Origin of the sequence: Nitrincola tibetensis (assembly GCF_003284585.1) — a bacterium.
Lineage (GTDB): Bacteria > Pseudomonadota > Gammaproteobacteria > Pseudomonadales > Balneatricaceae > Nitrincola > Nitrincola tibetensis.
Genome location: NZ_QKRX01000011.1, coordinates 14,279 through 40,206 on the forward strand (window position 1 = coordinate 14,279; position 25,928 = coordinate 40,206).

A 25,928-nucleotide genomic window follows, 5' to 3' on the forward strand; every position below is an offset into this window, starting at 1 on the left:
TGACTACCCACAAAACACTCGGCTCTGCAGCAGGAAAAAATTAAGGCTTTTTTGGGCCTGAGCTTTTCCTTGTACGGTAGCAGCAGTTTGTTAGCAGTTTATTGCCACTCAATCTTAAAGTCTCTATCCGATTCTGCTCACTCGCTCAGATAGAGATTAATTAAATACTTAAGAAGCGTGAAGTTAAGGTTTGATTTCTTTGCCCCATCTGGTTTAAGACGTCGGCGACACTACTGAGACTCTGTGCGGTCTCGGCCGTTTCACTTGCACCTTGTTGTTGACTCGCATCTCATTGGCAACTTGCAATAAAAACTCTTGAAGCTGTCTTGCAGAGTGCGCTAGGGTACCTAGCTCATCTGCCCTTGAGATAGCAATACTTGTGTTCAATCGGCCCTCACTCAAATATTGAATCGCACTGATTAATTTACGACTAAATTGAACAATGCCTAAGTTCACCACTAGCATGGCAATCACACCAAAAAGTAGGATCGCAACTAGCAAAAGCACTGCCGATAATAAGGATGCAAACTGCACTTCTCCGGGTATTTCATTAGCTTCTTGAAGTGCTTTTTCAGCCAAATCTGAAGCAGCTTGATTTAATAACCGAGAAGGCTCTCGATCAATGCCAGCAACCGCTTGATCACCCACTCGATGATCAAAACCATTGTTAACAAAGGATTGATAACCTCTTCGATAGGCGACGCCCATCGTTTGGTGAGCTTCAACAAACTGTATAACGGTTTGTCGCTCTTCCCCATCAGGCATGATCGTCAATAAATCCCTCGCAATTGTTTGAACAAGACGTTCCTGATTCTGAAAGCTACTCCAAAATCGTTCGAGCTGATCGGGCCTTTCGCCTCGAATCAATACACTTTTCCACTCTTGCACTTGAGTTTTAAACTCACTCTGCATCTGATTGATAGCATGCTCCATAGCAACTTCTTGACTAATGAGCTGGTGATTGAGTCAAAGCGGTGCTGGAGGGGCTCGCAGGGCTGCGACAATATGTCACTGCCTCATTGGTTATAGGTTTAGCTAATATAGTGAAATCTAAACCAAGGAGTTCAGTATGAAAAAACTTTTGATTGCTCTAGCACTCTGTACCGCTACCTCAACAGCTATGGCTCGTGATATTAGCGAACTTTCTAGACCTCTTGTCTTGCTCACACCTGCAATTGCTCAAAATCAAGATGCACTTAATTTGAATGATGCTCAACGTGAAGAAGTTAAAAACTGGTTGGCTGCAATGCCCTCACAACGTGGAGCTGTTGAAGATAAAGCAGTTGAAGTAAGAGCAATATTACGTAGAGCAATTATTGCCAATGAGTCACAAGACATACTCGACAGTCTTGCCGCAGAAATCGGTTCGTTAGAGACCCAACTAGTACTCATGCGCGCTAGTTGCGTCAATCATTGGCGGCGAGTTTTAGATGACAATCAATTTGAGCAAGCTTTAAGCTTAGCTGGATACTAATCATTTACGTTTAAGATTGCCGTTATTGACGGCAATCTTAGTTTGCTCATAAAAACCCTCGCCTCAAAACAGCCTTTATGCAGTGGAGTAGGCGCACTGGAGCAGGATGGTAATCCCCCTGCAGTCATTATTTTGCACTGCTTCGTTTTCTAAGCGCATGACCCAAGTGAAAAAAATAGTCCCCAAATGCAGCGTTTATTCGGCTTCTTTCGTCTCCTTGTGGGTAGAGCCCTAACTGAGCTTCCTCAGATGATTTCGTCCCTTTCACCAAATAATGATTACAAATCGCATGGTCCTGCACGAAGGCCTCAAATGCTCTAGCTGCCATTTCTTCAGGCAAACTCCAATATAAAGTACCTTGTGCGCTATCGACTTGTTTAGATGATTGAAATAACTGACTTGAATCTCGCCCCTTCTCGTCAAGGAAAATAGTCTCAAAGCATTTGAATAATCGATCATTCAGTGGATGTGGAACCGGCGTAGCATCGTGTAGCCAAGCTCTGGATGCAAACATTTTTATTGGCACATCACTAAAACACTTATCCGCCAAGTAGTGATCTAGGGCATGAAACCATTCATGTGCAATACTGCCAGGACCTGCATTTTTGGCCAGAGAAAAACACCGTGTAGAAAGATGGTAATGCGCCGAAACTCCGGGTCTTCCGCCGATACCATATTGAAATGCCAATGTGCCTCGAAGAGAAATAAGCGCCTCCGTACCATTGAGTATCGTCATAAGGTCAGCCAATGCATCATAAAAATGTGCTGCCGCTTCTTCATTTTCGGCTCGCGTAACCCAGCGGCCCACTTCAACAGAACGAAAGTCATACAACTTGCGAATACTCAGAAAATCAACGATTTCACCGTAACGGTGTTCGGGTCCTCGGCGATAGTAGGATTTCATAAACTCAGTACTTTTTGTTTTCTGATCCAGACTATATGAGACGCCATGTCAGGATCTGACTTTAATGCCTCAAGCGAGTTAAACCGCAAGGCCAACTCCATCTCATCATGTCGTCTATGCACCGCTCGATGACAGGGATAACACAACCAAATTCCCTGTTGTAATTGCTCTAGTGTGTAGTGCTTTTGAAATCGTGCTCGACGATGAACCTTGCGAGGTATTAAATGGTGAAAAGTCAGTGGCGCATCTCTCTGACACAATTCGCAGTAACTATTTTCAGGTTTTTTTCGCACCTTGATCTCCTTTAGGCTCAAAGGCAGATGATTAATTTATCGCATAAACCCTCACATCCTCAAACGTTTCTAGCAACAGTTATTCGAAGCAATTTGGTATTTGGATTAAGCTATCTGTTCACATACCACAAAAGCGGAACTATGCACTGATCGAAATCAGTGACGAAAACGATTTTTATAACCAAGGTTTATTCATTAAAAATTGTCGAAATTAAGGGGTCAACCTAGTGAATTGGTTACTCTCAAATCTAGCGCGCTTATGACCATCTCGACTCAAGCTTAACCAGTCGATAAACTTAATATGCAGATCTAGAATACACAACGCATGCTGATTCTCAGACAGTAACCCATCGTTGAACAACGGGCTACTTGGTGCTTGAATGCTAAGATAATCGGCTGCACCCGCCGTTAAACGTACCTGCTCCCACACACTCTGAATTCTTTCATGGTCATCACAAACGCTCGCTAAAGCATGAATGCGTAATTGCCAATTGAGATATCTGCACCAAAACACCAGAGAAACCTCAGGTTGATTCAAGATTTGCGAAACTTTTGGGCTTCGTTTGTCCGTATAAATTGTTAACTTCCCATTCAAAGCGTCTGTTTCTCTTAAAACGACGGTTCGAGCATCAGGAAAACCTGCTGAGTCAACGGTTGCCAGAATAGGAGTCCTCCAACCATGATCACGATTTCGGATGGCATTTTCTAACTCATTCCAGATGCTGCGTTGGATAGAGAAAAGGTCCTTCTGTCGCTGCTCAATATCTGTCATTCTAAGAAATTCCAATTGTTTGATTGACCACCAATAAAAATAACCCTCTAGCCAAAAAATTGTAAATATTCCTCACAACTCAACGCCAGCCGATTAGCTGACACACTGCAGAAAAGTGTGCCCAGAAGCTCTAATATTATATTGAACCTTTTTGAGACCTCCCACAACAAAACAGAACACCCGCCCCAATTGAGACCAACGCTTGATAAAAGCCCCATATGAGACTAACATGTCAATATGATTCAATTTGGGAGCAAAGCAATGACAACGGTAGCAGAAGCCCAAGATGCTCCAAGTATCAATCATGGTGCAGCATTCAAAATGGGCAACAATATCCTTGATAAATGGGGATGCTCTGCTGCTCAAAAACAGGCTATTTTGGGCATTCCAAAAAGTTCGTTTCATCGCTATCAAAAAGATGCCAGCACCGTCTCTTTAAGCAGTGATCAGCTTGAGCGCCTAAGCTATCTTGCCAACATTCATCAGGCACTCAGAATGGTGTTCTCCAACCCTGATAACGTATATGGCTTTATGGCTATGGTAAATCATAATCCATACTTCAATGGCAGGACACCGCTATCAATTATTAGCACAGGCAATTTTGGCGCATTGTATGAGGTGTTCAAACGAATCGACAGTATGAGAAGCGGGCAATGGTAGACAAGCAACCGCACGTTTCTTTTTCAAAACAAGAAGCCTATCGAATGGTTAACTCAAAGTTCCCTCCCATTACGTTGTTCGATGACGTAATAAGCGCGGAGGACTTTGAGACGGCCTATGCCTTGCAAGCATTAACCAACCCTAGAATTCTTAACGCGCTTGGCGACCTAACGCTTATTCCTACAGAGGAGATACCTTTTGGTATTACAGGGGTAAATTATGCAACAGCCCCATTTACCCATGTTAATCCTGACGGTTCTCGTTTCAGTGATGGCGCATTCGGCATACTTTACCTTGCCGATACCACCGCCACAGCCATCGCAGAGACTCGATATCATCAAGAAAAGTATTTTCGGAATGTTGAAGGTCTCCATTACGACACTGTTGATATGCGATGCCTCAAATTTAGGTTTTCGGCCAAGCTGATTAATGCGGCGTCTATTGATGCAATCCACGCACCTGATGATTACACGACCTCCCGTATTTTTGGTGCGCAGGTTAAAAAGTCAGGAGAGGCTGGACTTCAATATCGCTCTGTCAGAAATGAAACGTCTATTTGCTGGGGACTCATGTCTCCTTCATATGTAGAGTCCGCCGTTCAAACTCGGCACTTTGAGTTCGTCTTTGATGGTGAGAGTATTTCAAAGGTTCGTGAACTCAAGTTCACTTGAGTTCATAGCACCTGAGTTTTCCGCTTCGAAGTCAAAAATAGCTAGATATATAGACATTCCATAAAAGCCATCTACCACCACCTATCAAATATTATGTTATAGTATAACAAATGAATCTGTTTTTGGCCTTCTGAGTTAACCATGAATGATATAAATCAAACCACTTGCACCCTTACAATCACCTTGCCAAACGAGGATGAGCTTCATCTTCCCTCCCCAACAACACTGCTAGAAATCGCACACAAAATTGGACCCGGTTTAGCCAAAAGCGCCATTGCAGGTCGTGTGAATGATCGGTTAGCTGATTTATCTGACCCTATTACAAGCGATGCAAGCGTCGAAATTATTACCGCCAAAGACTCAGGCGCGTTAGAGATCATTCGGCATTCATGCGCCCATTTGGTGGGGCATGCGGTCAAGCAACTGTATCCTGATGCCGAAATGGTCATAGGACCTGTGATCGAAAATGGTTTTTATTACGATATTGCATACGAGCGCCCTTTTACGCCAAACGACTTACAGGCGATTGAGGAGCGGATGAAAAAACTCATCGCCCAGAACTATCAGGTTATCAAGAAAATGACGCCTCGAGATGAAGCCATCCGTCTTTTTAGCGAACGTAATGAACACTATAAATTATGTTTAATCGAAGATATGCCCGAAGAAACATCACTGGGCCTCTACTTTCATCAAGAATACGTGGATATGTGTCGAGGTCCTCATGTTCCCAACACGCGCTTTCTAAAGCACGTTCAGCTGACTAAACTCTCGGGCGCCTATTGGCGAGGCGATGCCAGCAACGAACAATTGCAGCGTATTTATGGCACGGCATGGGCCGATAAAGAGGCATTAAAAGCCTATATAAAGCGCATTGAGGAAGCAGAGAAACGAGATCATCGCCGTTTAGGACGCCAACTGGGATTGTTCCACTTTCAAGAGGAAGCACCTGGCTCCGTTTTTTGGCACCCACATGGCTGGACTCTACTTCAAATCCTCATTAATTATATGCGCCGTCGACAAAAAAACAGTGGCTATGTTGAAGTAAATACCCCCGATCTTATGGATAGAAGCCTCTGGGAAACCTCGGGTCATTGGCAGAACTATCGTGATCATATGTTTACTACGCAAACCGAGGATGAACGGCATTTAGCACTCAAACCCATGAACTGCCCTGGCAGCGTCCTTCTATATAAACACGGCCTAAAAAGCTACCGTGATTTACCCATACGCATGGGCGAATTTGGCAAAGTTCACCGCTACGAACCATCAGGATCACTTCATGGCTTATTGCGCGTCAGGCACTTCACTCAAGACGATGCACATATCTACTGCACGCCTGAGCAAATGAATGAAGAATGCCGTCGCGTTGTTGAATTAGTCTTAGACATCTACAAAGAATTCGGGTTTGACAATATACATCTAAAACTTTCCACCCGCCCAGAGAACCGAATGGGCAGTGATGCAGTGTGGGACCGTTTAGAGGAAGCACTTGTCACCTCTCTAGAGTCGATGAACTTGTCTTACACTTTAAACCCCGGTGAAGGCGCTTTTTACGGTCCTAAACTTGAATTTGTTTTACGCGATGCCATTGGACGAGACTGGCAATGCGGAACACTTCAAGTCGACATGAACCTGCCTGAACGATTCGGTCTAGAGTTTGTAGATGAGCAAGGTGAGCGCCAGCGCCCAGTCATGCTTCATCGCGCCCTGTTTGGATCATTAGAGCGCTTCATCGGTATTTTAATTGAACATCATGCGGGTAAATTACCGGCGTGGCTTGCTCCCGTTCAAGCGGTGGTCATGTCGATCACGGAGGCTCAATCCGATTACGCCAATGCAGTGACGGATATCCTTTCAGGGGCGGGTCTTCGTGCAATAGCAGACATCAGAAATGAAAAAATCAGCTATAAAATTCGCGAACAAACACTGCAACGCATCCCCTACTTATTGATTGTGGGCGCAAGAGAGGCCGAAAACGCTCAGGTCACTCTAAGGCACCGCGATGGAGAAGATTTAGGCACCTTCTCAGTTGAAGAAGTAGTAAAGCGTCTCAACACAGAATGCGCCGCACCCGATAGAGAAACACAGGAACGTCAGCAAGCGGCAAGACTCGCCGCTATCACACACTTAACCGCCGCAACCTGTTAGGGGTTTTATATGAATACGCTCGAAAAACGCTTACCCGTAACGGTTTTATCAGGCTACTTAGGCGCCGGTAAAACCACAGTCCTGAATCACATACTCAATAACCGCGACGGCCTCAAAGTAGCGGTGATCGTCAATGATATGAGTGAAGTGAATATTGATGCGGCACAGGTTCAACAAGAAGTCTCGTTAAATCGATCTGAAGAAAAACTGGTCGAAATGAGCAACGGCTGTATTTGTTGTACCCTGCGTGAAGATTTGCTGCTCGAAGTCAGAAAACTTGCAGAAGAAGGTCGTTTCGACTGTCTGGTCATTGAGTCTACTGGGATCTCTGAACCCTTACCTGTTGCAGAAACCTTTACCTTTGCAGATGAAGATGGCATTAGTCTTTCAGACATCGCCAAACTCGACACCATGGTGACCCTTGTTGATGGCGTTAATTTTTTACAGGATTATGATGCCGCCTATTCGCTTCAGGACACGGATGAAAACCTTGGTGAGGAGGATGAGCGCAGTGTCACGGACCTGCTAGTGGAACAGGTGGAATTCAGCGATGTTATTTTAATCAGCAAAACCGATTTAGTCAGTGATGAGGATATCAAGCGTCTAACTGGTATTCTTCGAAGCTTAAATACGGATGCTGACATTATTCCGATACAAAGGGGCGCAGCTCCCCTAGATAAACTACTGAACACCGGACGTTTTAGTTTTGAGCGAGCGCAACAAGCGCCCGGTTGGCTGAAAGAAATGCGCGGCGAACACATTCCTGAAACTGAAGAATACGGTATTTCCAGTTTTGTTTATCGGGCACGCCGCCCTTTCGATCCCGCCAAATTTTATCAATTTCTAAATACCCGAGTGACTGAAGGCAAACTTATTCGCTCTAAGGGGTTTTTCTGGCTAGCCACTCGACCCGAGTTTGCAGGTCAATGGAGCCAAGCGGGTGGCATAGGTCACCACAGCATGGCCGGGCTTTTCTGGAAAGCCGTACCCAAAAACCGCTGGCCTGATGATCCTGAATACTTAAAGTCGATTGAAGAAATCTGGGTAGAGCCCTTCGGTGATATGCGACAAGAGTTGGTGTTTATTGGACAGAACCTTAATCAAAAAGCCATGATTGACTCACTCGATAACTGTCTGATCACCGACGCGCAATTATTAGCGGGTAAGTCAGAGTGGGCTTTGCTCGACGATCCTTTTCCAGCTTGGGAGTAATATCATGATAATAACAAAAGAGCAGCTACTTCAGGCATCTGAATCAGAGTATATGAATGATGACCAGTTGGATTTTTTTAAAGTCTTGCTGGAGGACTTAAAATTTCAGACTCTAGAAGACATTGAAGCAAGCAAAAATGAGCTCTCACATCCACCTGAAATGAATGATGAGGGTGATCGTGCCGCTTACGAAGAAGAGTCAAGTATTCGGCTCAGAACGCTAGATAGAGATCGAAAGTTAATCCCAAAAATTGATGCTGCGCTTAAACGGATTAATGATAAAACGTATGGCTACTGCTTGGAGTCTGGAGAGCCCATTGGCATCCCCAGACTCTTGACTCGACCCACTGCCGAGCTTTGTATTGAAATAAAAACACTCGCAGAAATGAAAGATAGGAATTACTCGAGGTAAGCGAAGGCCAAGGTTTATTTCTTGGCCTAGCAACACAAATTCAAGCTAGAACACCTACGCCCAGAGAGAATAAGATGTCCGTCCAGAGCTCATTATAATAAAACTTCCCGCCATGAAGTACGCAAAATAATATCGGGTTGCAATTGAGTCTCTGCTGATTCGCAGATTCCCTCTTCATCACAGGTAATCATTGTGTCTTCTATAAAAACAGGATTTCCAGTTGGGCTTGATGTTCCCAACCCAGATACAGGCACTTTTTTATTATCAAAGGTCACATAATCAGACTCATCAAACACCTCGTCTGAATTTACATCAAAAAAGCTGTAACTCAGTCTTCCTCCAGTAAATGGATCTATCACCATCTGATAGCCCCGCCCACCTGGCATACACCGATCATTAAAATCAGGTATACGAGACGTCCCCAAGAGCAGCCGCCCTCTAAAAACATTACTCAGCACCATTCTCTCCCCTTCCTTACCAAATGTTGGGGAAACCAAAGGAATAAACCAACCAGACTTACCCGCCATTTCGTTTGTAGTTCCCTCACTTATCACACGCAGATCGCGACCAGCGGCAACGACTTCAGCAAGAATTTGTCGCTCAACCAACTGATCTTTTTTAATCAACGTATTTGAGTCCTTTAGTCCATACCATGTTTGTAAAGACTTATCCGCAACATCTTCAGCGACTAAATAGCGCCCTGTACCAAAGAAAATCCAGCGTTGCAGATCACTAGTATACGGATTCTGACCCAATAAAGGTGCGCTCGATATGGGTTGCCCACCCGTCTCGAATAACTTAGTGACCACTGGATTCGGGCTCAATAGACTTGAGAATTTCCATAAATTCCCTTTTTGATCGCCTGCAAAAACCAAGTCGATGAAACCTTGCTTAGCTGAATCCCACACTGATACTGCAGATAAACCATTTCCTGCCGCAACTCCTGTGTCTATCCATTCAATTTTTCCAGTATCGATGCTAACGAGCAATAGCTGCGCCTTACCAGATTGACTGTTTAAACCATTACCCAAAATGACACGCCAATCACCATCCGCAACTTGAGCGATAACCGGCCTACCCAGTGTTACGCCCAGCTCTGGAGCATTTTCAGCACTGATTTCCCAAAGTAAGCTAACGCTATTGGGATTAGTAACATCTAACGCAAAAATGCCACGACCTCCCAAGCCAAGACTACCGACAAGAATACTTCTCCATTGATTGTTTATAAAGACGTCTGCAGCAGCCAACTCACCATCAACCAAATATTCATGCTCATAGTCAGGGTTCGCTAATTCAGCCATCTGTCCTTTTATCACTGCATTAGGTACGAAAGCAAAAGTTTCAACCCCCGTATTAGCATCAAAGCCATGCAACATGCCCGAGTTACTACCAGCATACACTCTTGGTGCGCGCGATTTTTGGGATCTTGCCCAAGTTAGGTAGCTATTTGCACCTTTAAATTTATAGCCCTCATATCGAGCGACATTCTCGGGACTACCAATGTAGATAGGCAAAGAATTGATGAATGTGCCCAAGACAGATTGTCGAGTCCGATAAACTCCATCTGGCTGAGAAAGCTCAAAACTACGATCCCCTCGAAGGTAGTTAACGAGTAACTCACTGCTAAGGGATGCTTTTTGATCAGCCGTTAGGGAGTCAAAGGCAAAAGGCACTAAAACAGGTTGATGGTTCAATGAATAGGCACCAGAGTGAGTAAAGATCTTACGCCCCCCAATTAGTTCCCAAGTAGGCAACTGCTCACTGGCTTTCCAAACTCGCTCACTACCCCCAACTGCAAGTGGTTTATAGGCGACTAGGTCTCCACTCCAATTATTTGAATTGTATTCAGTAGTGAAAGTTAAAGTATTGTTGTTGAATTCACTACTGGTCGCGACCACTCCACCACCAGAGGCAAAGCGTTCAGAGCTTATATTCTTAAATGCATCTTCTAAACTTTGAACCATTTTATCGGCCTCACTCGCAACATAAAAATTGCGAGGACGCTTGTCGCCAGTTTGAGCGAGTACATCACCGGAATCATGCCACCAATTATCAGGAATTGGACCTGTAAAGGTTTCTGGATCAAAATCATCTGGAATCTGCAACCCGCCATATTTAGCGGCCAACCAATACTGGTTACTATTTTTACCCGCCAAAACTTGACCTTCACGCACATCTACCCAGTGTGTTGACAGCGTTTGCTTCCCTTGAAGGTCCGGCCTCAAGTCAGACGTCCTTGCATGATAGGCCATACCAACCATGTAAGCAGAGTTCTCTCGTCCGGTGAAGGGGGTATTAATCGTTATACCTTCTAACTGAGCCACTTTTCCGGTCCAACTAACAACACCTTTGTCTCCATAGCTCACATCTGATGCGACCCGCTGAGGAACCGTAGAAGGCTCATCATTTGTCCGAGTATTTCCAGGTAAGTTTTTATCTCGATGGGTGTTCACATCCCCAATGCCCAGAATAGCACCTGCTTGACACCAATATTGATAGGGATCATTCCAATCAGTGATGACAGGGAAAGCATCCGCTAACTCCCAACGCTGCTTTTCTGTTAGCTGATTTGCAGGTACCGATGAATACGCCAGAATAGGCTGCTGATTTTTCATATAACGCAGCGCGTGGTAATACAGCTCACTAACGGGGTCAAATGATTTGTGTTGTTTCTCGGTTAACTGTCCAAACTTATTTAAATAGTTAATAACACCACTATTGATAATGTGAAAGTTCGAGTCTTTGATGTCGTAATAGGTATTTGTGGAGCTTGCATCATTTGGATCCGGATTAGTGACAAGTACCCCAGTGACTGGATCCCACTCCCGATTAGGGTTATCCTCCATTTGTCCAGATGTTGGATTTAAGCGAACAGGGCCTACATACTTCTGCCTAGCACGCATGACACCACCGTCTCGGAGCATATCATGATCGTTTAAAAAAGCAAAAACACTATACCGCATCCTTGATGCATACTCTTGAATTAAGCCTTCTGGCTTCCAACCCTCTTTATATTGAACACAATTTGATTCCAGCAAGCCTTGTACGCATACAGCTACGCGCACATAAAAATCGATAGGGGCTGACGATAGGTTAATATTATTTAAGACACCACCAACACTGTCTTTATTGGCCGCTCGGAACTCCAAACGATGCAAACCTGTTCGATTTGCATTGAGTGTTAGCTCGATAGCTTGCCAATTGGTATTGCTACCTGACAAGCTACGAATCAATGCTCCATCCCAGTAAACGTTGATATTTGAAGAGTTCACATGACCTGAACGTGGCGCATAAGAAAACTTCAGCTGGTAACTTTCTCCACTTCTAGCAGATATATCTCGATACAGGTTGGACGCATCATTTGGATTCCGCTCTAACTCTATAACTAAATCATCTCCCCCTGCTACACCAAAAATAGAGGCTTTATTAATCTCTACCAGCCCATCTGGATTATCGGTTAACCAAAAACCGTCGCCCAGCTGATTGACGGGGACATTTGTGCCTATCAATGCCGTTGGGATTTCAAAATCCACCAACTCTGATCTTACAATACGCATACGATTCCCTAACGCATGCGCCACTTCTGATATTAAAGGATTCGAAAAAGGTGTCACTTGATTGACATTGCTTTGCAAACTACGATTGCCAAAATATTGATTATTTCGATCGTAACGAGCCTTTTCTAACCAAGTTTCTGTCGGAGTGTCTTTAACTCGCAAACCACCAGTCAGTGCTTTGCGAAAGGGATCAATCGTCTGCGTTGCAGCCCAGTTAAGATAGTTACCACTCCACATAGCCCCTTCACAAGAATATCCTGTCGAAAACATGAGTGGATAAAAGTGCTCTTCCGATTTGTTAGTGGACGTTTGATATCCGTAACATTTATCTGAATCAAAATAACCTGAATAACGCTGATTAAGAGAAAAACCACCTAAATTGGCAACACTCAATATGGTCGGCCATTCAACTGAGGGCGTTAGCACTAAATTGGACGGCAAATTCGACACAACAGTTAGAGGCTTCGTTGGTAATTCGATGGAAGTGGCAAATACCGAGCTAGCAAACGCCAACAGTAAGGTACTGGACAACAGCAAAGAGACTCGATGATGGATAGCTAATCCCATACGAGAAAAATGACGAAACGTTTGTCGAGTATCCATTTTAGTTCTCACTGTAATTTGACCATCATTTGCAAGATCACTCTTCCTCTTTCATCCCCTACCGAGCCGCTCACACTCGTCACTCTAAAATATCGGGTTGGGATTTTGGCAGATTCACCGTAGTTTTGAGTAGAAGACTGAGTTAAGTTCGATAAATCGTTTGATGCACGAGTTTCAAGATATTGGATCATATACTCAGCTCCAGAAGCCCCTGCACTGACCCATCCCTTATCTTTCTGATCAGGCATACTGGAGGAGCAATCATTCGCGACAAGCATACAATCAACAACTTGATTAGAAGAAATGAACGCATTAAGGTCTTTCTTTGCTTCTTGCAAAATAAGGTCTTCGGCATCGTTTAGCGCATCCTCCGCACGCTGAAACGCAAAAGAACGCTCCTGAATATTTCCGGCCATACGCTCTTGAAAAAGAGTCGATCGCATCACCGACAAACCTATAACGGTTGAGATCAGCAGCATCACCAATGCTGTGAGTAAAGAGACACCCGCTTGCCTGAACATTAATTGCGCCTCGCAATTGTGTAACAAAAACCTTGCGAACCAACCTCAGTGCAAAAATCCGCAGCTGACATTAATGCCCTTTCAATACGCTGAGATGGGTGTGAGATCGACTCTAAACCAAATGCCATTTCAATTACATTGGAATTCCCTGACCAACGTCGAACATTGAACTGAGTCACACCAGGCACAACTTCATCAGTTACAATGTTACTGCCTGTCAACCTAGCCCTAAATAACGAGCGACCACTGGGATTATTAGATGAATGGCCGACATACCAAGTTTCTGCATGAAGGAAGCCAATCATTGGCAGAGTGTATCCAGACAAATTTAAGGAGGCATCATAGAAAATTGATTTTTTATTTGTACCCGTTGGTGCGACTGCATTAAACAGGGCTACTCCTCTGGCGTCACAGGTCAGTATCGCATCGCCAACACGTACGTCATGTTCAGATGTGCTGACATCCGAAAAAACCCTAAAACCAGACGTAAGTCTTTCGGTGACAATCCAAGGTTCGTCACCCATTCTTCTGATCATTAATGCACTCGTACCGTTTATACGGTTTCCCACATTATCACCAAATGCGATAGCTGGACTCACTTCATTAGCCGCATATAAGGTGAGTGAGTCATTCCAAGAGTCGCCTGCCCACCAAGGTATTGGTGTATTTGTTAAAAAGCTTTCTAGCGGCTCATCGGGGGCACACCCTGTTGAACCCGCCTCTCGTATCTCGCGTGCAAGGATTTCAAATGTCAAACGTGCCCTATCTTGCACCTCTGCGAGAGTTTGATTGGTTTTAAAGGTTTCAATATTGGCCAAAACCACAGATGAAATGGCCCCAACAAGCACCAGTCCTAGTAACATAGAAATCATTAATTCGATTAATGAAATACCTTTACATTTAACGGGCAATAATGGTCTATCGAATTTTTTTCGATTTGAAATCATAATGTAATATCAACAGAAAATTGAGAGACAGCTAGCGCCTTTGACTCAGACTCACTTCGCCCAGCTCTAGAATCGTCCCACTGTATGGTAATTTGACAAGCACGTGCTGCTGAGCAAGCAATTTGCCCTTGCGCACCATTTAGTTGAGTTGATAGATTACGTCTCCAAGCTTCAATAGCTTGTACTGGGTATGAATTACCTGATGGTGTAGCAGCGGACAAGGCAATATTGTATACGGAATAATCTTGTGTCTGAGAGTCAGATCTCATCATATCAATCATTGAGTACACTTGGCTAACGACTAACGAGCGATCCATGGCGCTTTGACTTTGCTTGAGCGCCGACATTTGCAAAGATGCAAACCCTAAGATCCCAATAGTGACCAGCAATAATGTAATCAGAATCTCTAAAAGACCCGCACCTCGTTGCGATAACAGTAGAACTGCACGAGAACTCATTGGCATAAAATTGCCATCTCCTTCACTAACAATTGGCTTTAACAGGATTTAGTGTAGCGATTTGCTGAGATGAAATGCCCAGATTAACTCTTCGGGTCCGCTCAGGCAGTGCAACTGGACAGACTTCAACCCACGGCTGCACACTAGTGGATATGAGATTCCGGCCTTCATACGCAAATCCATTCCCTCTAAAGTCAATTCGATTAGAGTTTAAATTGGATTGAACATGCAATAATCCCGTATTGATATCACCACGCATGCTAACTTGATTGGACTGATTATCACGTAGCATCCAAAAACTCCATGAACCCGCAACCGAAGAGCATGCCGATGCAGCTTCAGAATCAGCCTTACAAAATGAAAAACTGCTGTTACGTTTGATCGCCTCAGAACGAGCCAAGGAAATAGCCGCATTTATCTCATTAATCTGCGAACTGACTCGATTGCTCACGACAAATAACTGATAATTCGGTAAGGCAATCGTGACTAAGATAGCAAGCACCATGATGCTCACCATCAACTCAATTAAAGTAAGGCCTTGATGACGTTTCATACGCTCACTGTTTCAAACAAACTGTACCCAAAGTATAGATCAAAAAAAATTGATAATGAACAAATAAAAGTAGCAGATTTTTGCTGTTTGATGCGGTTCTGCAATCTAAAACCAAGCATCGAAGAAGTCATTTGAAAGCCACATCGGACTGTTAATTCATATTGTCATTACAATCCACATCTTATGATCCGTTTAAAAAAACCTTTTATCCCTGAGGTTCGTATCAGTTTTAAGGATCACTTATAATAGTGATGATAAATCCTTTAGCCAAAGTTGATATGAGTCCGTAAAATGAAACACATTCGAGGCATAATTTTCGATCTAGATGGCACCTTAGTGACCTCATCTCTCAACTTTTCAGCCATCAAGCACGAAATTAGCTGCCCTGATCATGAGGATGTGTTGTCTTTTTTGAGATCACTACCAGAACAGAAGCAACATGAAGCAATGGAGATCATTCATCGCCACGAATTACTCGATGCTGAATGCAGTGATTGGATGCCAGGCGCTCAAGCCTTTGTAGATAAATGCATTATAGAAAATATACCCATGGCGATCGTGACTCGAAACTCGCACCACCCTACAAGGGTAAAAATCAAGCGCAATGCAATACCTATTGACCGAGTCATCACTCGAGAAAATTCAAAACCTAAGCCTGACCCAAGCGCTCTACTTCAGATTGCAAAAGACTTCAAACTACCTACCGGTGCCATGCTGATGGTAGGCGACTACAAGTATGACTTAGAGGCAGGGCGAAATGCGCAGATGCACTCTTGCTTGATTAATTACCCTTCTTTACCGGACTATCATCACCTGGCGGACTACACGTTTGAGCATTTTGATTTACTGCACCAAGCTATGTTTAAGTGATTCATAGACAAATAACTGTTAGTTTGAGTCCAAAGAGCCAGCGATAATATCGATTACTGCCACATTCAGGGTTATTCAATTGAAAGCAAACAATAAAATAGGGTCTAGCATCGCGGATAATGGGTTAAAGCCGGATGACTCCCAGCCGCATAGCGGGCCTAATACTGCTGAAAAAAACGCTCCAACCATTGCAACTCTCGATGACCTTGCCAAACTGGCCAATTATTCACTATTAGAGGCTCTCAACTGCGACCCTGATGCAACCTCCGATGGTGTGGATCATAATCCACGACAGGTTTTCTCTGGGCATTATGTTCCTGTTAAACCTACCCCTATTGAAAACCCTGAATACGTTGCCCACAGCAAAGACTTCTTTCAAGAGCTGGGCTTCGCAGATAGCCTCGCGCAATCCGAAACCTTCCTGCGCCTATTCTCTGGCAATATGAGCCAAGTTCCTGGGCCGATGCGTGATCGCGGATGGGCTTGTGGGTACGCGCTATCCATTTACGGTACTGAATACACTCAGCAATGCCCTTTTAAAACGGGCAACGGATACGGCGATGGACGCGCTGTTTCAATACTTGAGGCTGTGATCAAGGAACGTCGATGGGAAATGCAATTAAAAGGAGGTGGTCGAACACCCTACAGCCGTGGTGCGGATGGCCGAGCTGTTTTGCGATCCAGCGTTCGGGAGTTCCTAGCACAAGAGCATATGCATGCGCTTGGCGTGCCTACGTCAAGGTCTTTAAGCTTGTATGTTTCTAAGTCAGAAAAAGTTAAGCGGCCATGGTATTCAGAGGGATCACACTCACTCGATCCGGATAGACTGGTATTAGAACCCGTCGCCATCTCAACACGCGTCGCACCTTCGTTTATTCGAGTGGGTCAGCTCGAACTCTTTGGCCGTCGAGCCCGAAAAAATGAACACCCGCAAGCGATGGAAGAACTAAGAAAACTCGTGCTTCATTTAATGAATCGAGAGTATAGCCAGGTTATCGATACATCATTAAATTTTGAAGAAAAAATACTGTTGCTAGCAGGGGAGTTTCGTGGCCGCCTAACCTCGCTGGTGGCGAACTGGATCCGTGTCGGCTATTGTCAGGGTAACTTTAACAGCGATAATTGTGCCGCTGGTGGCTTCACCCTTGATTACGGCCCTTATGGTTTTTGTCAGGCATTCCACCCCTACTTCCAACCCTGGACAGGTGGCGGACGACATTTTTCGTTCTTTAACCAACCGATGGCGGCGGAACGAAACTTTCACATGTTTTGTTCTGCCTTGCGCCCCTTACTTCAAAAACATTCAGATGCAGTAGTGCAACTTGATAAGATTCAAGAAGGGTTCGCAGAGGTTATGCAAACAGAGCTGGAAAAAATGTGGGCTGCCAAACTGGGCCTCAATACGTTTAACACAGAATTGTTCAGTGAGCTCGTCAGGCTCATGATGCAAACACCGATCGATTACACGCTCTTCTTCCGTGAACTCTCCAACTTGCCTGATACGATTGAACCACTTAAAAAAAGCTTTTATACAGAGGCCATGCCTAAATCAGACTCACAGCAATTCGATGCGCGCTGGGCCGACTGGATCACTCAATGGAAGTCACTGATCACGGAAAGAACACTACAACTCTCTCGGAATGAAATATCGAGTCAGATGAAATGCGTTAACCCTAAATACACTTTACGAGAGTGGCAGGTTGCGCCTGCTTATCAACAAGCGGGTGATGGGGATTACACACTTCTTCGAGAGATTCAAGACATCATGACACAGCCCTATGCTGAGCAGTCAAAGGAAGTGGACGATAAATATTACCGACTGCAACCCGCTGCATTTTTTGAGGTGGGTGGTTTGTCGCATTATAGTTGTTCGTCGTGACGGACGAAGTATTCGGCGACACGAATCAAGTATGAGCAATCATTAATGGCAGCCGCATCTAATCGACTCGACCGTTTTTTAGCGCGCAGGTTGCAGCGCTCACTAAAACAAATACGGCTGGACCTCGTTAAAGGACGGGTAAACGTCGACAATGAACTTTGCGATGATCCCTCTCGGTTGGTGAATCAATTTACCCAAATTGATTACGATGGGCTGGTGCTGCAAAACAACCAGCCTATCTACATTCTGTTACACAAACCCATTGGGGTGGTTTGCGCGACGAAAGATGCTCAGCATAAAACGGTCATTGACTTAATCGAGCACCCTCAAAAAAATGAGCTGCATATTGTCGGTCGACTGGATTTAAACAGCTCTGGGCTGGTTTTACTCACCAACGATGGTCGCTGGTCGAGTGCGCTGACAGATCCAAAGCACAAGGTGAATAAAGTTTATGAAGTTGAACTCGAGCACCCGATTACCGAGGAATACATTACTGCCTTTGCACAAGGCATGTATTTTGAGTATGAAAACCACATCACAGCACCTGCTTTGCTAAGAATTCTTTCAGCAAACAAAGCACAAGTGGTACTAACAGAAGGCAAATACCACCAAATAAAACGCATGTTTGGTCGGTTTCGCAACCCTGTTGTAAATCTACACAGAGTTGCAATTGGCAACTACAGTTTACCGCCTAATTTAAAAGTTGGCGAATGGCAGCTACTGACTAAGCAAATGGGACGTCCTGTCCCAACCTAGATATGGATGACAATCGCCGCTAGTTTATTGAATCCGCTAACCTAAAAACGTCGAAAGCTTATCAACATGAGATTTAGTCTCAATGATCAATTCGCCAATTTCAGAGGCCGCCCTGTTTGAGCTTTGTGCCAACGTTCGCACTTCATCAGCAACCACCGCAAAACCACGCCCAGCATCTCCCGCTCTGGCCGCCTCAATCGCCGCATTAAGTGCTAGTAAATTTGTTTGGTTGGAAACCGCATTGATGCTCGTAACGATGCTTTGAATCTTATCCAACACCTGCGACATGGCGCTGTGAGTATCGACTATAACCCGATTTCGCTGTGAGACATTATTACCAAACATCACCAACTTTTCAGGTTGACCATTAAGATCATTCACTGGCTTCACAATACATTCGAGCGCAACCAGTTGTTTAGCCGCATTTTCAAGCTTGAGGGTTACATTGGCTGAACCTCCACCCTTAACCACAGTGGCTTCAGCATCACTAAGGTGATTGAAAATATTACCAACAATGGAAGCAAACTCCTGCGAACTGATCTTACCCATCTGTTCCAATGTGTAGTCATTACATAAAATCAGTTTACCCTGCAAATCAAATTCCATTACCGCTGACTGGCTGCTGATCGCCTCTTTTTGGCTTAGCTGCTCTAGAACCTGCTTTTTGATCTCGCGAATATCAGAGCTAACTCCCACAAAACCTGTATGACGCCCAAGTTGATCGAACGTAGGATTAACAGAAAGAATGATCCAATAAGGGACGCCATTTTTATCAAAGTTCAATAACTCTTCATAAAATGGCTCCTTTTGCCTAAGTTTTCTCGAAATACGTGCAACTGTCTCTTTATTAGTCTGTTCACCCTGTAGGAGGCGTCCTGGCTTCTTACCCTTAACCTCAGCTAGGGTATATCCGCTAAGAACCTCAAAACCAGGATTCACATATTCCACCAGCCCATTTGTATCCGTAATCAAAACAGAAGTACTGGTGTTCGCCACTACCCGACTCAGCATTTCCGCTGTATGGGATTGTTTAGTAAAGGCAGAGATATCCTGTATGCGAATGACTTTATAGTCATTGCCTTCCAGCTTAGCCCAGTGCACATTAACTTGCAGGGCCGTGCTGTTATTTGTATCAGACTTTATAGTTTGGGTATCTTGGAGTTTGGAGATACGCTCAACCAACGCCGAGCCTGTGAACATGTCGCCTTTTTTTACTTTCGCAAGGTTCAGAATTCGACGTGCCGACGAATTAATTAGCACTAACTGACCATTCGCATTCAGCACCACCAGTGCTTCATCAGTATCATTGAAGACTTGCTCTTTTAGTTGGATATCAGCATCACGCTCTGCTGCCGGATCAATTAACACAAGTTGATAGCTTTCATCGTCCTGTTGAATGCTAGAAAATTTCACATCGACTAACGTTTGGGAGCGCAACTTGTAAAGTGTGCTCTGGAGATTAGCAGTATGGCTACCTTGACGGTCTTCTGCGCCGATCTGCAACATAAAATGACTAAATTGCTGGCCAATAAGACTCATAACGGACTCACCAAGCAATTCCAAACATGCAGGATTTACATGTTGTATTCGGTTATCTTTATCCAGTACAAGAGCCGCGCTTTTGATACTACCGACCAAATTAGCAATTATGGAACTATTTTTTCGTTTGGCATTAAACCACATACAGCACCCACAATTGTTAAAAAGAGGAACCCACATACTACGCGAAGTCACCCTTAATAGATTCGTATAAATCACTTTATTTTACTGACAGACAGTATCGAAATACTTAATTGAGCTGATTTATGCGAGTACGTCATAGGAGACGCTACAAGACTAGGAGAATTCACCATAGAAACAAACATCAATAAAAGCCTTTTTACTCAAAATATTAATCATGCGTCTTGTCATTCTGTTGAAAGACCATCCTTTAGTAAACTAGTGGTCAAATGCCCCATAGTGTATAAGTAGGTCTATAATATTTAGTAGATTAGTGAATATGAGCATCCTCCATGACCGCCACTCCTAGTGTTTCTGTGCGCCAAGACAAAATTCGTGCAGTGTTTAACGAATATCTTGAACTGTACACCTCTCGTGATGAGAGGCTAACAAACCTCTTCAGTGAGAACTTTAGCGGTTACACCTTTGGCGGACGTGTTCTGATTACAGATCGTTACGAATGGATCAGGATCACACAACAGGATTTTTCTGAGGTACCTGGACATATACGTATTGAACTACGCGATATCTCAGTACAAGATTTAAGTGAGCACATCGCCGTTGTGACTGCTTTTTTTCACATGCACCTACCTGTTCTTGACTGCATTATTTCGCGCGACATCGCACGCCAAGTGCTGATCTTTCAGTTGGAGGCCGACGCTTGGAAAATTGTCCACAGCAGCCTTTCGTTTCCTTATCACCTAGCACAGGATAGCAACGTTTATCCTCTTAAGAATTTGCAGGAGCACAACCAAGTGCTCGAAGAATTGGTAGAAGAACGCACTCAGAGGCTCAATGAAAGTGAAGCATTTTACAAACTGCTTACAGAAGACACTCTTGATGTAATCTGGCGAGCGGATAGCGAGCTTCGCATCACCTATATCAGCCCTGCTGACGAACGCTTTCGTGGTTTCAAGGCGAACGAAGTAATCGGCCATCATGTTTTGGAATTATTCAATGAAGAAGGGCGCGCCATTGTCACCGAAGCTTGGCAAAGACGGCTACAAGCTGAGAAGGAAGGCAAGGATCTTGGTTTTGTTAGCTTTGATGTTCCCCACATTTGCAAGGATGGGAGTGTTATTTGGGGCGAAGTTTTCTCAAAGCCCGTGCGGGACAAACATGGAAACATTATCGGATTTCACGGCATAACCCGAGAAATCACCAAGCGTAAACAAATGCAGGATCAGATTCAGCAACTGGCGTTCTATGACACGCTGACTCAGCTTCCCAACCGCCGCTTACTTCTAGACCGATTGAACCAGTCACTGGCAACCAGCAAGCGCTCGGGACGCCATGGCGCTTTAATGTTTGTCGACCTCGATAACTTCAAACCTCTAAATGATACGTATGGACATTTTGTCGGCGACTTGTTGCTCATAGAGGTTGCGATGCGTTTAAAAAGCTGTGTTCGTGAAATTGACTCTGTTGCACGCTTTGGAGGGGATGAGTTTGTGGTAATGCTTGGCGAGCTAGATACAGATCCCGCGCAATCCATCACCGAAGCAGCAGCCATAGCAGAGAAAATCCGCACAACACTTTCCAATGTGTATCAACTGAATGTTACACGTAAAGGAGAAGCCGAGCACATCATCGAACACCAGTGCTCAGCAAGTATTGGCGTGTGTTTGTTTCTCGATCACGAAGCAAGCCCAGATGACATTCTGAAATGGGCTGATAAGGCCATGTATGAAGCCAAAACGGCTGGCCGAAATAGAATTCGCTTTTATGAAACAGAAAAACAAGTCTGATTTTTCTTCGACTAGGCCGAATATTCAAATATCTCTGCTAGAATTCGTTCTCTGTAGCCAGAGATGAGACTACGCAGAGCATTTAAAAATGACAACCGGATTGACAAGATGAACCAAGAGCAACCGAACAACCCTTTACATGGCTTGAGTCTCGAAAAGATATTAACGCGTTTGGTCGAACATTATGACTGGAAGGGTTTATATGAAGAAATTAATATCAACTGTTTCAACAACGACCCATCAATCAAATCGTCACTCAAGTTTTTGCGTAAAACTCAGTGGGCCAGAGATAAAGTAGAATCTCTGTACATCAACACATTCAAATAATTCGTGTATCGACAAAACCATCTTCACAGGAGCCTTCGCTATGAACCGCAAGATGCTTTTTTTACTCGCTCTTTTGATCGGTGGCTGCGCTTCAATTCCCTCTGACCTGCAAACCAGAACTGAACAAACGCCTCTCCCCTTTTCGGCAACGGCGAGCATTGAACCAGCAGGTCAAACGGTACGTTGGGGCGGTGAAATTGCTAAGGTCAGTAACCTGCAACAAGGCAGCCTGTTGGAAGTGGTTGAATTTTCATTAAACAGCAATGGTCGTCCTGTTAAATCAGACAATAGCGGAGGACGGTTCCGTATTCTGATCCCTGGTTTTATCGACCCAGCTATTTATGCACCTGGTCGCCTCGTCACAGCATTGGGCAATTTTTCAGCTACCGAAGAGGATCAGGTCGGGGAACAAGCCTACGTGTTTCCAGTCCTTGATTCAGAACACCTGCATCTTTGGCCCGAGATTAAAGAATCCTCAACCCAGCATTGCAATTGCGATCCTTTTTTTCTCCACAGAAGCTTGCTGCTCCGACCCATCATTCTCGTCCCAGATGAATAGAGAAGGAACCACCACTGATCGCAGCTGCAACCTAAACCCAAAACGTTGACACTGGCTAATACTATGAAGGTTGCCGCTGCCCTAGCTGGATAATCTTTACATAAGGGTTTTACGCAACTTGCATCAATTTAATTTATGACCCTCCCCATGGCCTAGTAACACTGAAATCGGTTATGTTAGATTTCCTTTCAAATAACTGACGCACTCACAGATTGCTAAGTTGCGTCACTGCAGCTATTTCAGGATTTAAACCATGTCATTAAGTCAACGTCCAACGACCTGGGTGATGATTTTTCTCCCCTTTGCCTTGGGCTATTATCTTTCCTACTTGCTACGAACTGTGAATGCTGTCATTTCGCCTGAGTTGACACAGGACTTAGCTCTATCGGCGGCGGATCTCGGCTTGCTGACGAGCGCTTATTTCTTAACCTTTGGTATAGCACAGATTCCACTGGGCATTGCCCTGGATCGTTACGGACCCAAGCGCGTTCTAGGCAGCCTATTGCTGCTGGCTGCTGGAGGCTCTGCTGCCTTTGCGATGGGTGACTCATTAGGGCAATTAACACTGGCGCGGGGATTGATCGGCTTAGGGGTTTCAGCCTGTTTGATGGCGAGCTTAAAAGGGTTTGCTATGTGGTATCCAGCTGAGCGCCAAAGCTCAATGACAGGATTTATCATGGCTGCAGGTGCTTTGGGAGCATTGACTGCTAGCACCCCCATGGAAGCCATGCTTCCCATCCTCGGATGGCGAGGTGTTTTCTGGCTCATCGCCTGTCTGGCCACGGTTCTGTCTGTCTTTGTTTTTATCGCCTTACCCGGTGATGCACAACAAACGTCACCCGAATCACTCGGCTCAACGTTAAAGTCCGTTGCTAAAATTTTTGTTGCACCCAACTTTCTGCGATTTGCAGGGTCCGCAACTTTCTTCACTGGCGGCTTCATGGCCCTGCAAAGTCTTTGGGCCGTGCCTTGGCTAATGAACGTCAATGACTTACCCCTTAGCCAAGCGGCCAGCTATTTAATGACACTAAATCTTGGCATGTTAGTAGGACAACTCTCAGTTGGCATTTTTGGGACACGATTGAGTCAACGAGGCATTACACCGCTAAATTTTATGCAAATAGGTTACGGGCTGATGCTCATTGTTCAGGGGCTTATACTGTCGGGCTGGGGCCCTATTCTTGTCTTCTGGTTCATGCTTGGCGTGTTATCAGCGGCCAATGCACAAACCTATATTGCAACAGCGTCTAATTTCCCTAAATCCTCTTTCGGCCGGGTCAGCACCGCCATCAATCTGATGGCCTTCGCCGGTGCCTTTATCGTTCAGTGGGGACTGGGCATCGCTTTAGATGTTCTTCAGCAAAATGGCGTATCGATATCAGGCTCATTGCGCATTGCGTTCGCAGGACTTATTGCATTGCAAGTGATGAGTTATATTCCACTTATATACAAGAAACGCGTCATTAAATAGGCCGATACTTAAAGCCAACAAGGCCTCATCCCTTGTTGGTATATCGATAAAACCAGTCATTTTTTTCCAGTCATCTTTGGGTGTATGCCTTCATCTTATCGTTGAGGGATTTCACTCATTTTGCTTAAACCCTGACCCTATACAATACTGGTGTTACTCAAACAACATTAGGATCAAATTATGTCACTTATTAGCACAGATGATAAACGCCCCACCCCTGACATAGCTGAGGATAATGCATTCTTCCCCTCGCCTTATTCTCTAAGTCAATTCACATCTTCCAAATCAGATTTAAGTGGAGCTGAATACTCCGAACCCTATAAAGGAAATCGTTGGAAAATTTTAATGATTGGCGCTGATGAGCGTTATTTAATGACTGACAATGGCAGCCTTTTTTCTACAGGTAATCACCCTATTGAAACCTTGGTGCCAATGTATCATCTAGTCAAAGCTGGCTTTAAATTTGATGTTGCGACCTTATCAGGCAACCCGGTGAAATTCGAATATTGGGCGATGCCATCAGAGGATGAAGCGATTAAAGAATTATTTGCTGAATACAACAGCCAATTTAAACAACCCCTTAAGTTATCTGATGTGGTAGCAAACAGTCTGTCTGAAAATTCTGATTATTTTGCTGTTTTTATTCCCGGCGGTCATGGTGCTCTAATAGGGTTACCGGAGAGTACCGAAGTAAAGTCTGTGCTTGAATGGGCGGCTCAGCAAGATAAGTTTGTTATCTCTCTTTGTCATGGACCCGCAGCCTTGCTAGCATTAGGCAAGAACTCAAGTTTTGCAGGGTATGAGATCTGTGCATTTCCAGACGCACTCGACGAGCAGACTCCTCATATAGGATACATGCCTGGTCACTTAACATGGAAATTTGGAGAAAAACTGACGAACATCGGATTTAAGCTTATGAATACCGAAATTTCAGGCCAAGTACATCAAGATCGAAGACTAATCACAGGCGACAGCCCTCTTGCGAGCAATGCATTGGGTAAGCTGTCCGCTAACGCTTTATTGGATGAAATAAAAAAGTATGAACCTAACTGAAGCGGAGGCGGCCATTTCGGCCGCCATTGCTATTGAAAACTGTGAGTCACTGGGTGAACTTAAAAATCGTGTACGAGATTTTGCTAAACCCTTTGGATTTGATCGATTTGCAATCTTTACAATATCACCAAGTCTGGAAGGATTAAATGAGCGCCTCTATTGGTTAGAGGGTAAATGGTTTAATGATGAAAAAAACCTAGACGCGTCGACCTATTTTAGAAATTGCCCTGCGACACAGCACCTGCTTTCGAAAAACAGACCCTTTTTTGGTCCAAAGTTATTGATATACAAGGCAAAGAGTTCTATCACATCAATAATAGACCAAAGGGACAGGGTGTTCACGGTCTTCAGATTCCTATAT

Annotated in this window: 24 protein-coding genes; 14 read left to right on the top strand and 10 right to left on the bottom strand. The window is 44.5% G+C overall.

Translation table 11 applies throughout. From position 1 onward, the window contains the following. Positions 1–213 precede the first annotated feature (213 nt). Positions 214–933: a methyl-accepting chemotaxis protein gene (locus DN062_RS13650; protein WP_112159866.1), complete on the bottom strand. Its 720-nt coding sequence runs from the start codon at positions 931–933 to the stop codon at positions 214–216. A gap of 136 nt (positions 934–1,069) precedes the next feature. Here DN062_RS13650 and DN062_RS13655 point away from each other — a divergent pair, with 136 nt between their 5' ends. Then, complete coding sequence (locus DN062_RS13655; RefSeq protein ID WP_112159867.1) at positions 1,070–1,474, top strand: hypothetical protein; 405 nt, start codon at positions 1,070–1,072, stop codon at positions 1,472–1,474. Positions 1,475–1,601: 127 nt separating this feature from the next. Here the strand turns inward: DN062_RS13655 and DN062_RS13660 are convergent, their stop codons facing one another. The 3 genes from DN062_RS13660 to DN062_RS13670 all read right to left on the bottom strand — a co-directional run bounded on the left by DN062_RS13660 (position 1,602) and on the right by DN062_RS13670 (position 3,443). Beyond that, positions 1,602–2,378 (bottom strand): CLCA_X family protein, encoded by a 777-nt coding sequence (locus DN062_RS13660; protein ID WP_112159868.1) that lies wholly within the window; start codon positions 2,376–2,378, stop codon positions 1,602–1,604. Next, the gene (locus DN062_RS13665) at positions 2,375–2,671 is read right to left on the bottom strand and encodes an HNH endonuclease (RefSeq protein WP_112159869.1); all 297 of its coding nucleotides are present in this window, start codon (positions 2,669–2,671) and stop codon (positions 2,375–2,377) included. Before DN062_RS13665 ends, DN062_RS13660 begins: the two co-directional genes overlap by 4 nt. 211 nt (positions 2,672–2,882) lie before the next feature. Beyond that, on the bottom strand, positions 2,883–3,443 hold the full coding sequence (locus tag DN062_RS13670; protein WP_112159870.1) for a pyridoxamine 5'-phosphate oxidase family protein: 561 nt from the start codon (positions 3,441–3,443) through the stop codon (positions 2,883–2,885). Between the two features lie 261 nt (positions 3,444–3,704). On the opposite strand from DN062_RS13670, the gene DN062_RS13675 reads away from it, so the two are divergent. The 5 genes from DN062_RS13675 (at position 3,705) to dksA (ending at position 8,546) form a co-directional block, all read left to right on the top strand. Then, the gene (locus DN062_RS13675) at positions 3,705–4,103 is read left to right on the top strand and encodes an antitoxin Xre-like helix-turn-helix domain-containing protein (protein WP_193483897.1); all 399 of its coding nucleotides are present in this window, start codon (positions 3,705–3,707) and stop codon (positions 4,101–4,103) included. Beyond that, positions 4,097–4,774 carry an RES family NAD+ phosphorylase gene (locus DN062_RS13680; protein WP_112159871.1) on the top strand — a complete coding sequence of 226 codons (678 nt, stop codon included), beginning with the start codon at positions 4,097–4,099 and terminating at the stop codon, positions 4,772–4,774. The genes DN062_RS13675 and DN062_RS13680 overlap by 7 nt, the downstream gene beginning before the upstream one ends. A gap of 141 nt (positions 4,775–4,915) precedes the next feature. Then, positions 4,916–6,922 (top strand): threonine--tRNA ligase, encoded by a 2,007-nt coding sequence (thrS, locus tag DN062_RS13685; RefSeq protein WP_112159872.1) that lies wholly within the window; start codon positions 4,916–4,918, stop codon positions 6,920–6,922. 9 nt (positions 6,923–6,931) lie between these two features. Beyond that, positions 6,932–8,134, top strand: a complete 1,203-nt coding sequence (zigA, locus tag DN062_RS13690) for a zinc metallochaperone GTPase ZigA (protein ID WP_112159873.1) — start codon at positions 6,932–6,934, stop codon at positions 8,132–8,134. Between the two features lie 4 nt (positions 8,135–8,138). Next, a complete protein-coding gene (gene dksA / locus DN062_RS13695) occupies positions 8,139–8,546 on the top strand; it encodes an RNA polymerase-binding protein DksA (protein WP_112159874.1) in 408 nt (135 codons plus the stop codon). 92 nt (positions 8,547–8,638) lie between these two features. Here the strand turns inward: dksA and DN062_RS13700 are convergent, their stop codons facing one another. From DN062_RS13700 to DN062_RS13720, 5 genes are read right to left on the bottom strand one after another with little or no spacing between them, the layout of a single operon-like run. Continuing rightward, complete coding sequence (locus DN062_RS13700; RefSeq protein ID WP_112159875.1) at positions 8,639–12,706, bottom strand: pilus assembly protein; 4,068 nt, start codon at positions 12,704–12,706, stop codon at positions 8,639–8,641. Positions 12,707–12,714: 8 nt separating this feature from the next. Continuing rightward, positions 12,715–13,227 (bottom strand): pilus assembly PilX family protein, encoded by a 513-nt coding sequence (locus DN062_RS13705; protein WP_112159876.1) that lies wholly within the window; start codon positions 13,225–13,227, stop codon positions 12,715–12,717. Then, the gene (locus tag DN062_RS13710; RefSeq protein WP_112159877.1) at positions 13,227–14,174 is read right to left on the bottom strand and encodes a PilW family protein; all 948 of its coding nucleotides are present in this window, start codon (positions 14,172–14,174) and stop codon (positions 13,227–13,229) included. The genes DN062_RS13705 and DN062_RS13710 overlap by 1 nt, the downstream gene beginning before the upstream one ends. After that, positions 14,171–14,638, bottom strand: coding sequence for a type IV pilus modification protein PilV (gene pilV / locus DN062_RS13715; RefSeq protein WP_112159878.1), 468 nt, complete (start codon positions 14,636–14,638; stop codon positions 14,171–14,173). Before pilV ends, DN062_RS13710 begins: the two co-directional genes overlap by 4 nt. 19 nt (positions 14,639–14,657) lie before the next feature. After that, positions 14,658–15,185, bottom strand: coding sequence for a GspH/FimT family pseudopilin (locus DN062_RS13720; protein ID WP_112159879.1), 528 nt, complete (start codon positions 15,183–15,185; stop codon positions 14,658–14,660). A gap of 291 nt (positions 15,186–15,476) precedes the next feature. On the opposite strand from DN062_RS13720, the gene DN062_RS13725 reads away from it, so the two are divergent. From DN062_RS13725 to DN062_RS13735, 3 genes are all read left to right on the top strand, one after another. Continuing rightward, complete coding sequence (locus DN062_RS13725; protein ID WP_112159880.1) at positions 15,477–16,055, top strand: HAD family hydrolase; 579 nt, start codon at positions 15,477–15,479, stop codon at positions 16,053–16,055. Between the two features lie 79 nt (positions 16,056–16,134). Beyond that, entirely contained in the window at positions 16,135–17,934 is a 1,800-nt protein-coding gene (locus DN062_RS13730; protein WP_239995792.1) for a protein adenylyltransferase SelO, read from the top strand. 45 nt (positions 17,935–17,979) lie between these two features. Next, positions 17,980–18,690, top strand: a complete 711-nt coding sequence (locus DN062_RS13735) for a 16S rRNA pseudouridine(516) synthase (protein WP_112159881.1) — start codon at positions 17,980–17,982, stop codon at positions 18,688–18,690. Positions 18,691–18,726: 36 nt separating this feature from the next. Here DN062_RS13735 and DN062_RS19095 read toward each other — a convergent pair whose 3' ends face one another. Beyond that, on the bottom strand, positions 18,727–20,409 hold the full coding sequence (locus DN062_RS19095; RefSeq protein ID WP_112159882.1) for a PAS domain-containing methyl-accepting chemotaxis protein: 1,683 nt from the start codon (positions 20,407–20,409) through the stop codon (positions 18,727–18,729). Between the two features lie 293 nt (positions 20,410–20,702). Between DN062_RS19095 and DN062_RS13745 the strand changes: the two genes are divergently transcribed. From DN062_RS13745 to hchA, 5 genes are all read left to right on the top strand, one after another. Beyond that, positions 20,703–22,157: a diguanylate cyclase domain-containing protein gene (locus tag DN062_RS13745; RefSeq protein WP_112159883.1), complete on the top strand. Its 1,455-nt coding sequence runs from the start codon at positions 20,703–20,705 to the stop codon at positions 22,155–22,157. 108 nt (positions 22,158–22,265) lie between these two features. Then, positions 22,266–22,484, top strand: coding sequence for a VF530 family protein (locus DN062_RS13750; RefSeq protein ID WP_112159884.1), 219 nt, complete (start codon positions 22,266–22,268; stop codon positions 22,482–22,484). A gap of 40 nt (positions 22,485–22,524) precedes the next feature. Further along, entirely contained in the window at positions 22,525–23,043 is a 519-nt protein-coding gene (locus DN062_RS13755; protein WP_112159885.1) for a Slp family lipoprotein, read from the top strand. Positions 23,044–23,296: 253 nt separating this feature from the next. Continuing rightward, the gene (locus DN062_RS13760) at positions 23,297–24,514 is read left to right on the top strand and encodes an MFS transporter (protein ID WP_112159886.1); all 1,218 of its coding nucleotides are present in this window, start codon (positions 23,297–23,299) and stop codon (positions 24,512–24,514) included. A gap of 180 nt (positions 24,515–24,694) precedes the next feature. Continuing rightward, the gene (gene hchA, locus DN062_RS13765) at positions 24,695–25,567 is read left to right on the top strand and encodes a glyoxalase III HchA (protein WP_112159887.1); all 873 of its coding nucleotides are present in this window, start codon (positions 24,695–24,697) and stop codon (positions 25,565–25,567) included. Positions 25,568–25,928: the final 361 nt, after the last annotated feature.